This is a genomic window from Agrobacterium sp. DKPNP3 (assembly GCF_052686535.1).
The window spans coordinates 37,503-49,228 of record NZ_JBQYSN010000029.1 but is presented as its reverse complement, the minus strand read 5'-3'; the positions used below and the strand labels follow the sequence as shown (position 1 = coordinate 49,228).

At 57.8% G+C, this 11,726-nt stretch carries 9 protein-coding genes; all 9 read left to right on the top strand.

Annotation, left to right across the window (positions count from 1 at the left end; all coding sequences use genetic code 11):
* The first annotated feature begins 424 nt into the window (after nt 1–424).
* On the top strand, nt 425–1,513 hold the full coding sequence (locus ACUTJJ_RS10725; protein ID WP_445542112.1) for a septal ring lytic transglycosylase RlpA family protein: 1,089 nt from the start codon (nt 425–427) through the stop codon (nt 1,511–1,513).
* 71 nt (nt 1,514–1,584) lie between these two features.
* Nucleotides 1,585–2,757 (top strand): D-alanyl-D-alanine carboxypeptidase family protein, encoded by a 1,173-nt coding sequence (locus tag ACUTJJ_RS10720; protein WP_445542111.1) that lies wholly within the window; start codon nt 1,585–1,587, stop codon nt 2,755–2,757.
* A gap of 135 nt (nt 2,758–2,892) precedes the next feature.
* Nucleotides 2,893–3,567: a dTMP kinase gene (tmk, locus tag ACUTJJ_RS10715; RefSeq protein ID WP_296070440.1), complete on the top strand. Its 675-nt coding sequence runs from the start codon at nt 2,893–2,895 to the stop codon at nt 3,565–3,567.
* Nucleotides 3,560–4,585: a DNA polymerase III subunit delta' gene (locus ACUTJJ_RS10710; protein WP_445542110.1), complete on the top strand. Its 1,026-nt coding sequence runs from the start codon at nt 3,560–3,562 to the stop codon at nt 4,583–4,585. The genes tmk and ACUTJJ_RS10710 overlap by 8 nt, the downstream gene beginning before the upstream one ends.
* A 289-nt stretch (nt 4,586–4,874) precedes the next feature.
* Complete coding sequence (gene metG, locus ACUTJJ_RS10705; RefSeq protein ID WP_445542109.1) at nt 4,875–6,425, top strand: methionine--tRNA ligase; 1,551 nt, start codon at nt 4,875–4,877, stop codon at nt 6,423–6,425.
* 10 nt (nt 6,426–6,435) lie between these two features.
* The gene (locus tag ACUTJJ_RS10700) at nt 6,436–7,218 is read left to right on the top strand and encodes a TatD family hydrolase (protein WP_445542108.1); all 783 of its coding nucleotides are present in this window, start codon (nt 6,436–6,438) and stop codon (nt 7,216–7,218) included.
* Between the two features lie 2 nt (nt 7,219–7,220).
* A complete protein-coding gene (locus ACUTJJ_RS10695; protein WP_445542107.1) occupies nt 7,221–8,051 on the top strand; it encodes an MBL fold metallo-hydrolase in 831 nt (276 codons plus the stop codon).
* Nucleotides 8,052–8,072: 21 nt separating this feature from the next.
* On the top strand, nt 8,073–9,854 hold the full coding sequence (locus ACUTJJ_RS10690) for a chloride channel protein (protein ID WP_445542106.1): 1,782 nt from the start codon (nt 8,073–8,075) through the stop codon (nt 9,852–9,854).
* A gap of 275 nt (nt 9,855–10,129) precedes the next feature.
* Complete coding sequence (locus ACUTJJ_RS10685; protein WP_445542105.1) at nt 10,130–11,503, top strand: ISNCY family transposase; 1,374 nt, start codon at nt 10,130–10,132, stop codon at nt 11,501–11,503.
* Nucleotides 11,504–11,726 lie beyond the last annotated feature (223 nt).

Genomic DNA, 11,726 nt, shown 5'->3' with positions numbered 1-11,726 from the left:
TCGGGTCCGATCCGCAACTCCATGTCCTGAGCGCTTGCCGTGATCGGCGCGGCGAAGGATACGAGTGCGACACCGATCGCAAGACTTGCTGTCTGAATAAGCTTTATCATGTTTCCTCCCTCAGCCGACACCGGCGGAAAGCTTGTTTCTGTGCGGGAAAAGAACGTGGTTGCCCTTAATTTGTTCCGTTCTGGCTCTCTCAAAGACACACGATTTACGGAAGATCCGCTTTGGGAGGCAGGCAAATGGAAAGAAATCGTTAACCACGTTCATTACAATTTTATCGAATTTGCAGATGTCGTTCGCATTTTCGCCACGTTATGCACAAGATTAAACGACTGTTAGGTGCTTCGATGGCAGGGGCAATTATCGAGGCAAGTGAGGGTGCGGTTCTCCGAGCCAATAGTAGCGTGGGGCAGACGATTTGAAATCTTCGGTCAATAAACTCGGCATCAGCGCCAGGTCGGGCGTGAAGTGGCTTGCAATTTCCGTGCTTTGCGCAGCCACCGCATCGTGTTCCACCACGTCGGAGACCAAGCCTAAACCCAAGCGCAGCAAGGAATATTTTTCCGAATCCGAGTATGGCGTGAAGGCCAGCCCGCGCGTTGCCGATGGCAAGAACATACCCAAGGGTGGCGGACGCGAGTTGCTGGGCAATGCCTACACCGTCAAGGGTCGCCGTTATTTCCCCAAAGAAGAGCCCGGTTACAACAAGGTAGGCCTTGCCTCCTGGTATGGCTCCGCGTTCCATGGGCGTCTGACCGCCAACGGCGAAGTTTACGACAAAGAACATCTTTCTGCCGCACATCCGACATTTCCCCTGCCGAGCTATGCGCGCATCACCAATATGGATAATGGCGCGTCTGTTCTCGTGCGCGTGAATGATCGTGGCCCGTTCCACGAAGGTCGCCTGATCGACGTATCCAGCAAGACTGCCGACCTTCTGGACATGAAGGGCACGGGTACCGCCAATGTGCGTGTTCAATATGCTGGCCGTGCCCCCCTGGACGGTCATGATATGCCGTATCTGATGGCCTCCTATATCCCGAAGGGTTCGCGTTCGCCGGGCGTCGCACCTGAAGGACAGATCGCAACGGGTGTGATGGTTGCTTCGGCCTCGCCGAACTTCGTTCCTGCGCCGACCTCCAACCCCAATTACGGCGCGTCCACGCAGACGGCGCTCGTTGGGACCAAGAAAAATGCGGCGCTTCAGGCCATGCCGCTTGTTAATGGTCCCGCGCCGAGCTTCGAACAATTTGCAATTCTGCCGGAAATCGGCCCCTTCCTCGCGGAACGGCCGGAAGGCAACTTCATGCGTGCGCCGGCAGCACCGGGCGGCAATTATCTACGCGTGCCCACGCCTTCCTCCAAATATGCGGCGGCTTACTCCGAAGAATCGGCTAGTGTTACAAAGACAGCGCGCGTGTTCGACAGCGTGCTCGTCGATCGTGGCGCGCTCAACGAGCAATCGATACTCGCCCATGTAAAGCGTCAGCAGGCCAAAGCACGCTGACGGATAAAAAGAGGCTGCCTGTTGCGTTGACGGCTGGCAGCCGGTTGCTGCAGGCAGGATTGGGCGGTTTCATGCGCAAGGCCATTTATCGCTCCTATCGGTCAGCCATTGCGGCGGCCGCTTTTTCATTGCTGAACGCAGTCGCCGCTCAGGCACAGACTGGACCTTTTATCGCCAAGGCGGAACAGGCCTATATGATCGATGCCGAAACCGGCACCGTTCTTCTGTCGCAAAACGAAAATCAGCCTTTTGCTCCGGCGTCGCTTGCCAAGCTGATGACGGTGGAAGTGGTGATGGATGCGCTTTCCAAGGGGCAGGTGACCGCCGAGACGGTTTATCCTGTCTCGGAATATGCGTGGCGGACCGGCGGCGCGCCGTCCCGCACCTCGACAATGTTTGCGGCTCTGAAATCGTCGATCAGCATCAACGATCTTCTAACGGGGATCATCGTCCAGAACGCCAATGATGGCTGCATCATCGTCGCCGAAGGCATGGCAGGGTCGGATGCTGCTTTCGCCAAGCGGATGACGGCGCGGGCAGGCGAGCTTGGCATGGGTCAAAGCACGTTTAAAAACTCGACGGGGCTGCCAGACCCCGGCAACCAGACGACGGCCAAGGATATGGTGCGTCTTGCGCAGCATCTCCATGACAGGTACCCGGAACGTTACGGGCTTTTCACCAAGCCTGATTTTGAGTGGAACCGGATTTTCCAGCGCAACAAGAATACGCTGTTGACGCCGGGGAGCGGCATTGATGGGCTGGGGCTGGGATTTGCAGAGGGGCAGGGCTTTGCAGCCGTGGTTTCGGCGGAACGCGACGGCCGGCGTGTGTATCTGGCGCTTGCGGGCATCGCAGACGACAAGACGCGGCAGGAAGAAACCCGCCGCGTCGTCGATTGGGGCCTGACCGCCTTTGAAAAACGCCATCTTTTCAGCAGGGACGAGGTTGTCGGCTCGGTCAGCGTCTACGGTGGCGCGGCATCTTCCGTCGATCTTTCGCCGAAGGAGGACGTGAGCGTTCTCGTGCCGGTCAACAACCCCGAGAGAATTTCCGGCCGCATCGTCTATCGCTGGCCCCTCAATGCGCCACTCGATGCTGGCGCGAATGCGGGTACGCTCAGGATATTCTCGGGAGAGCGACTGCTGCGCGAGGTTCCGCTTTACACAAAGGCGGCGGTAGGCAAGGGGTCACTGACCCAGAATGCGGCGGGTGCGCTGAAGGAACTGCTGCTGTTCTGGCTCTGAAAGCCCATCGATTGGTCGGCATTTATCCCATGCTATTGTTTGGGAACCGGATTTTCCGAAAAGCGCTTCACAGATTTCGGTTCGATGCTGTAAACAGGCATTTCGAATTCAGGGAAACCCGCGCAGGACGTGACATTGGCCGAAAAGACCGGATTGTTCATCAGCTTCGAAGGCGGCGAGGGCGCTGGCAAGTCGACGCAGATTCGCACCCTTGCACAGGCGCTTCGCGGCCGTGGTTTTGAGGTCGTGGTGACCCGTGAGCCAGGCGGTTCGGCGGGGGCTGAGGCCGTGCGCCACGTCATTCTCTCAGGGGCAGCGGAATCCTTCGGTGTGCGCATGGAAGCGATCCTGTTTGCCGCTGCGCGCAACGATCACGTCGAAGAGGTTATTCGACCAGCGCTCGCGCGCGGCGAGATCGTGCTTTGCGACCGCTTTCTTGATTCCTCGCGTGTCTATCAGGGCACGACCGGCAATCTGGAGCCCGACTTCGTGGAGACGCTGCAACGCATCGCGATTGATGGCGTTTTGCCGGAACTGACGCTTATTTTCGATATTGCCGCTGAAAAGGGACTTGCGCGTGCCAGAAAGCGCGCGGACGAGGGGGCGGCTCCTGACAGATTCGAAAAAGAAGAAATTGACACCCACGAGAAGCGGCGCGAGGCCTATCTGGATATTGCGCTTGCCGAACCGCGTCGTTGCCGGATCGTGAATGCAGATCAGCCGGAAGACAAGGTGACGGAAGACGTCATGTCATTCGTTGAGCCATTGCTTTCGCGTGTCGGAAACGCTTCGGACGCCGCGCATGAGTGACGTTCCGGGCGTTCTCGACGGCGCCATCGCGCCGCAGCAGAACACGAAGCTTTTCGGCCATGAAGAAGCGGAAGCGTTTCTTGCGCAATCCTATCGTTCCGGCAAGGGCCACCACGCGATCCTGATCGAAGGGCCGGAGGGTATCGGCAAGGCGACGCTTGCCTTTCGTTTTGCCAATCATGTCTTGAGCTATCCTGATCCGACCCAGGCGCCGGATTATCTCGCCGACCCCGAACCGGAGTCGCTTGTCAGCCGCCAGATTACTGCCGGCGCCTCGCATAACCTCCTGCATCTCACGCGCCCGGTCGATGAGAAGAGCGGGCGCGTCAAATCCGCGATCACCGTGGATGAGGTGCGGCGGGCAGGGCACTTCTTTTCGCAGACATCGGGCACAGGAAACTGGCGGATCGTCATCATCGATCCGGCCGACGATCTCAACCGCAATGCCGCCAATGCCATTCTTAAAATACTGGAAGAGCCGCCGAAGCGGGCCATGTTCCTCGTGCTGTCGCACGCCCCGGGTAAACTGCTTCCGACCATCCGATCGCGCTGCATGCCTCTGAGACTGCTGCCGCTTTCCGACGAAGCCATGGTGCAATCGCTCGATCATCTCGGCATCAGTCCTGAGGGCGAAAAACGCGACGCCCTGCTTGAGGCCTCGAAGGGCAGCGTTGCGCAGGCGCTGAAGCTGATGAATTACGGCGGCTCCGACATTGTCGAGGCCTTTGCCGAGGTCATGTCGGCCGAAGGGCCAGCAGCGCGCAAGCGCATGCACAAGCTGGCAGAGGTTCTGGCGCAGAAGGACGGCGACATCGTCCTTGGTTTCTTCATGGAGCATGTGACCGAAGAGCTGATGGCCCGGGCGCGGGCATCCGCAATGGCTGGCGACATTGCCGCGGCGGAGAAAAATGCAAGGCTTTCTTCGGCGCTTGCCGAACGTATCACCGTCGCGCAGGCCTATAATCTCGACAAGAAGCAAATGGTGCTTTCCATTTTGGAAGATATTCGGGGCGTCTGAAGGCGAGGGATCGCACGGAACGTACGATTTCCTCTTCCGTCATGCCGGCCTCGAGTCGGTATCCAGCCAAGGCGCGTTGGCGTATGAGAGGAGCCTTTTGCGATCAAGGACTTGATCGCGCTGGACCCGGATTTCGTCCGGGGTGAAGGAGTGCGGAATCAATCCTCCGCCAAAACCCTACTTTGTCCGCAAGCCCTCGTACAAAATGTACTCTTTTTCTTTCGCTGCTGCGAACAATGGTTTATGAGCGGTCTATCCAAAAAACAGCCTGTAAAGTCGATAGACCGTCATGACAGACAAAACACCATTCTACATCACCACCGCGATCTCCTATCCCAATGGCAAGCCGCATATCGGGCACGCCTATGAGTTGATTGCGACGGACGCCATGGCGCGCTTTCAGCGCCTGGATGGAATGGATGTGTTCTTCCTGACCGGGACGGACGAGCACGGCCAGAAGATGCAGCAGACGGCACGTGCGGAAGGCATTTCGCCGGAAGAACTGGCGGAGCGAAATTCCGATCAGTTTCTCGAGATGGGCAAGCTGCTCAACGCGTCCAACGACGATTTCATCCGCACGACGGAAGAACGTCATCACGAGACCTCGCGCAATATCTGGAACCTGATGGCCGAAAGCGGCGACATCTACAAGGACAGCTATGCCGGCTGGTATTCCGTTCGTGACGAGGCGTATTACGCCGAGGACGAGACCGAAGTGCGCGCCGATGGCGTCCGTTACGGCCCGCAGGGCACGCCGGTGGAATGGGTCGAGGAGGAAAGCTACTTCTTCAAGCTCTCCGAGTACCAGGACAAGCTGCTGAAGCTCTACGAGGAGAACCCGGACTTCATCGGCCCGGCAGAACGCCGTAACGAAATCATCTCCTTCGTGAAATCCGGCCTGAAGGATCTGTCGATTTCCCGCACCACCTTCGATTGGGGCATCAAGGTCCCCAATGATCCGAAGCACGTCATGTATGTCTGGGTCGATGCGCTGACCAACTACATCACCGCAACGGGCTACCTCGAAGACAGGAACGGTCCGCGCGCGAAGTATTGGCCGGCCGATGTGCATATCATCGGCAAGGACATCATTCGTTTTCACGCGGTCTACTGGCCGGCCTTCCTGATGAGCGCGAAGCTGCCCCTTCCCAAGCGCGTCTATGCGCATGGCTTCCTGCTCAACAAAGGCGAGAAGATGTCGAAATCGCTCGGCAACGTCGTCGATCCCGCCAATCTGGTTGCCCATTTCGGCCTCGATCAGGTCCGTTATTTCTTCATGCGCGAAGTCTCCTTCGGTCAGGACGGAAGTTACAGCGAAGAGGGTATCGCCACCCGCATCAATGCCGACCTTGCCAATGGCATCGGCAATCTGGCCAGCCGTTCACTGTCGATGATCGTGAAGAATTGCGACGGCAAGATCCCGACGCCCGGTCCTTTGACCGACGAAGACAAGGCGATGCTGGCGTCTGCAGACGATCTGCTCGCCATTTGCCGTGAGGAGATGGGCAAGCAGCTCATTCACCGCGCGGTAGCCGCCATCATCGCGGTCGTTTCCGAGACCGACCGCTATTTCGCCTCGCAGGAACCGTGGGCGCTGAAGAAGACGGACCCTGAGCGGATGGGCACCGTGCTTTACGTGACGGCGGAAGTGGTACGCCAGATCGGTATTCTCTTACAGCCCATCATGCCGGGTTCCTGTGAAAAGCTTCTCGATCTCGTTGCGGCGCCCGCCGACAAGCGCGACTTCGCGGCGTTGGGCGACGCCGGTCGTCTGGTTCCGGGCACACCGCTCGAAGCGCCGAAGCCGGTGTTCCCGCGTTACGTCGCCCCCGAAGCGTGAAGGCGTAACCATGCTGATCGATACCCATTGCCATCTGGATTTCCCCGATTTCGAGGCGGAGCGCGACGATATCATCGCTCGCGCACACGCTTCGGGTGTGAGCCAGATGGTGACGATTGCGACCCGGGTGCGCCGTCTGCCGGAGCTTTTGAAGATCACGGAATACTATCCATCTGTCTTCTGCTCAGTCGGGACACATCCGAACAATGCCGACGAAGAGCTCGACATTTCCGCCGACGATCTGGTGCGTTTGGCGGAAAGCCATGACAAGATCGTGGCGATCGGTGAAGCGGGTCTGGATTATTTCTACGACACGCAGAAGCCGGAAGACCAGAAGACTGGTCTTCTCCGCCATATCGATGCAGCGCGGAGAACCAGTCTGCCGCTCGTCATTCATAGCCGCAGCGCTGACGACGACATGGCCTCCATTTTGCGCGCGGAAAGCGATAAGGGTGCTTTCCCCTTTATTCTGCACTGCTTCTCTGCTGGTCCTGAACTGGCAAAAACCGGTGTCGAGCTCGGCGGTTATGTTTCCTTCTCCGGCATTCTGACCTTCCCGAAATCGCAGGACATCCGCGATATCGCCGCCACCGTGCCGCTGGACAGGCTGCTCGTCGAAACGGACGCGCCTTATCTTGCGCCGAAGCGCTGGCGTGGCAAACGCAACGAGCCGTCCTACGTGGTCAACACGGCGGAGGTTCTGGCCGAGGTGCACGGTATTTCCTTTGAGCGCATGGCCGAAATCACCACCGAAAACGCGTTTCGCTGCTTTTCCAAGATGACAAGGGTGTAGGTGTGGCAATCTACCGTCGTCGCTTCACGGTTCTCGGATGCGCGTCGTCGCCCGGCGTTCCGCGCATCAACGGCGACTGGGGTGCCTGCGACCCTGACAACCCCAGGAACAGGCGCACGCGCGCGGCTTTCATGGTGGAGCAGATCGGCCCTGACGGTGGCAAGACCACTGCCGTCATCGATACCGGCCCGGATTTCCGCGAGCAGATGATCGCCGCGAAGGTGGAGGCCGTCGATGCCGTGCTTTACACCCACGCCCATGCTGACCATCTGCATGGCATTGACGATCTGCGCATCTATTTCGCTCTGCAGAAAAGCCGCGTCCCGATCTATGCCGATCCTGTTACCATGGCGCGCATCCGCGATGGTTTTGCCTATTGTCTCGAGACGCCGGCGGGCAGCAATTATCCGCCGATTGCGCGACCCCATCTGATCGCCGATATCAACGAGCCAGTCGTTATTGATGGAGCCGGAGGCCCAATCGCCTTCCAGGCACATATGCAGCAGCATGGCGACGTCCATTCCCTGGGTTTCCGCATTGGTGATGTGGCCTATTGCACCGATATCAGCGATTTTCCGGCCGAGAGCCTGCCGAAACTCGCCGGGCTTGAGGTGCTCATCATCGACGCCCTGCAATATCGCTATCACCCCAGCCATCTTTCACTCGAACAGGCGCTTAGCTGGATCGAAAAACTGGCACCCAAAAGGGCGATCTTGACCCACATGCATATTCCGCTCGATTATGAGACGGTGATGCATGAAACGCCTGATCATGTTGAACCGGCTTATGATCAGATGCGTTTCGAAATCGAGATCGATTTAGAAGCCGCCTGACGCCGCCTGAAAAGGAACAGCATGTCGACCAAGCCTTTCCGTGCACCGAGTATGGCGAGCTTCTTCGACAATCTGCGCGCCAGCCGCCTGCGCGCCATGTTCCGGCGCGGCGAACTTGGCCTTGTCGCGCTTGCCGTGCTCATCGGCATCGCAGCCGGCCTTTTGGTAGCCTTGATTGGCGCTTTGAGCACGGCATTGCACGTGCTCGTCTTTGGCGTCGAACGTCTGAGCAGCAGCAATCTCTCTGGTCAGATCGTGCTGCTGGGGCCGATCATGGGCGGTGTCCTGCTTGGCCTGATCATCTTCATCCTCTCCAAAACGCGCAAAAAACCGATGGTCGACCCCATCGAGGCAAATGCACTTCATGGTGGCCGCCTGTCGCTCACCGACAGCATCATCGTCTGCGTTCAGAACATCGTTTCCAACGGTTTTGGCGCCTCCGTCGGGCTTGAGGCGGGTTACACACAGATCGCCAGCGGCGTCGCATCGAAGATCGGAATCAAGCTGAAACTGAGGCGAGGGGACATGCGCATCCTCGTCGGCTGCGGCGCCGCAGGCGCCATCGCAGCGGCGTTCAACGCACCTCTGACTGGCGCATTTTACGCCATCGAACTCATCATCGGTACCTACACTGTCGTGACGCTAGCACCGCTGATCGTTTCAGCGCTGGTGGCGACAACAGTTATCGGCCTGATTGGCGGCCATGGCCTCTCCATCGATATCGTCGACGCCAGCCGCGTGACGCCTGCCGATTATGTGCCGGCTATTTTCCTTGGGGTTGTGTGCGCGGCCATCGGTATCGTGCTTATGCAGGCGGTATCCTTCATTGAGGAGACGGCCCGCAAAAGTGCTATTCCTGGCTGGCTGCGTCCGACGCTCGGCGGCATCGTTGTTGGTGGGCTGGCGTTGATTTCACCGCAGGTTCTCTCGAGCGGCCATGGGGCCTTGCATCTCAACATGGATGCCGACTTGACGATCTACGGGCTTGCGGGCTTGTTCCTGTTGAAGGCTGCAGCCAGCGCGATCTCGATAGGCTCGAACTTCCGCGGTGGTCTGTTCTTTGCGTCTCTCTTCATGGGCTCACTTCTCGGGAAGATTTTCGCCCTCTGCGCACCCTATATCGGTTATGGCTCGACTGCGCCCATCGTTTACGCCGTAATCGGTATGAGCGCCTTTGCCGCCGCCATCATCGGCGGTCCGCTGACAATGACATTTCTCGCGCTGGAACTGACGGGCGACTTCCAGATCACGGCGCTGGTTCTTGCGGCCGTCATCACCACATCGCTTGTGGTGCGCACGACATTTGGTTACTCCTTTGCCACCTGGCGCTTTCACCTGCGTGGCGAAAGCATTCGCAGCGCTCATGACATTGGCTGGATCCGTGACCTGACGGTCGGCAAGATGATGCGCGCCGATATCCGCAAGGCCAACGTCAGCATGGGACTGCCAGCCTTCAAGGAAAAATTTCCGCTCGGTTCGACCCAGCGCGTGATCATGACCCATGACGACGGCCGTTACGCCGGTATCGTGCTCGTACCGGAAATCTACGCAGATCCAATGGACCGGGATCCGAGCAAGATCAGCATGGAAACCTATTTGCACTACAAGAACGACGTGCTGCTACCAACCATGAACGCCCGCCAGGCAGCCGCAGCCTTCGATGCCGCGGAAAGCGAAGCGCTCGTGGTGGTCAACGACAAAATCGAAAACCGACCCGTCGGCCTGTTGACGGAGAGCCATACGCTGCGGCGCTATAGCGAAGAGCTCGAGCAGAGACGCCGGGAAGCCTCAGGCGAACTGTGACACAAGATTAGGAAGCTGCTTTATCGTTCTGAATTTTCAAGATCAATTGAGGGCATGTTATGGCATATGGACGGATGGTTTCGTCGATTGTTCATGATGTGAAGACTGTGTCCGAGGTGGTGAGTGAAGAGACGCACACTGCGCCATTAATCCGCCAAAGTTCCATAATCTATCTTATGCGATTATCGTTTGTAGCCGCAAAGTTAAAGTGTCCTGTTTCTGCAAAGTTGGAATGTCACACTTCCCGGGTCTGATTGGCATCTGGGAGATTGCAGATGGGATTGATTACGATGAGCGAGCGCGATTTGCAGCGAATCGAGGTTTTGTCGAAAGTCGTTGATGGCCGCATGACGATCGTCGCAGCGGCGCATGTGCTGGCAATCAGCGCCCGCCACGTTCAGAGACTGATTGGTCGTATTGAGGCCACCGGCGCTGCCTCGATCAGACACAAGGCAGTTGGTCGCCCGTCAAACAATAAAATAGCCACCGGCGTCCGTGATTACGTTTTGATGCTGGTGCGAGAACGCTACCTTGATTTCGGGCCAACGCTGGCGGCCGAGAAGCTTCAGGAAGAGCATGGCATTACGGTCTCGCGTGAGACGCTGCGTAAGTGGATGCAGGATGCCGGTATATGGCTTTCGAGAAAACAGCGGCGGGCGTTTCATCAGCCGCGGTTGCGACGAGAGGCCTATGGTGAACTGGTACAGATAGACGGCTCCGAGCATCGTTGGTTTGAGGATCGTGGGCCCGCCTGCTCGCTATTGGTCTTCGTCGACGATGCGACAGGAAAGTTGATGCAACTGCGGTTTGTTCGATCGGAGAGCGCTTTTACCTATTTCGAGGCGCTTTCGCTTTACCTTGAAAAGCATGGCGCACCTATCGCCTTTTACTCCGATAAACATTCCGTTTTTCGTGTCGCCCGGAACGATGCCAAGGGCGGGCAAGGCATGACGCAGTTTGGTCGCGCGCTATCGGAGCTGCACATCGAGATCCTTTGCGCCAATTCCAGCCAGGCCAAGGGACGCGTCGAGCGTATGAACAGGACATTGCAGGATCGGCTGGTCAAGGAATTGAGGCTTGCCAAGATCAGTGACATGGAGACCGGCAATGCGTTTCTGCCAGCCTTCATCGATCGATACAATGACCGCTTTGCGGTGACCCCTACCCGCCCCGACAACCTCCATCGGCCTGTCAATCTGGCGCCAAGCAGGCTGAATGACGTGCTTTGCAAACGCGAGCAAAGACACGTCGGCGCACAGCTTTCATTCTCCTATGAGCGTAAACGCATCATGCTTGAGGAGAACGACGTCACGCGCGGCCTGGTTGGAAGGTATGTCGAGACATACGCTTACGCTGATGGTCGACTGGATATTCGATGGAAAGGTCACTCGTTGCCTTACAAGATCTTCGACAAGGACCAGCGCGTGACCCATGCGGCTGTGGTCGAGAACAAGCGTCTCGGCGAAGTGCTGGCCTACATCAAAGAGCAGCAAGATCGAGACCACGCACCTGCGCCGAAGACCAACAGTGAGAAGATCGGCTACAAGCCGAGAGGCCGCAAACCCGGTCCGCGCACGGATTTCATGAATGATCCGGATGTGATTGCCAAGCGTGCTCGAACTTTGGCGCGAATGGATGCGGCTGAATGAAGTCCGCTTCCGGGCCCAAGCGGTCATTCGCCTAGTCTCTCCATGATCTCTGCAACACTGTTCGACAGACAGGAGAGAGGTATTTATGCGCAGATCGGGTAGCCCGGCCCCATAATACACATTTTGAATTGCCGCCCATAATCATAGGAATAAACATCGACGACTTGCTGTGTTCCGGCATTTTTCGAGTCAATCATAAGAACCTAGAAAAACGCGCTTCTAG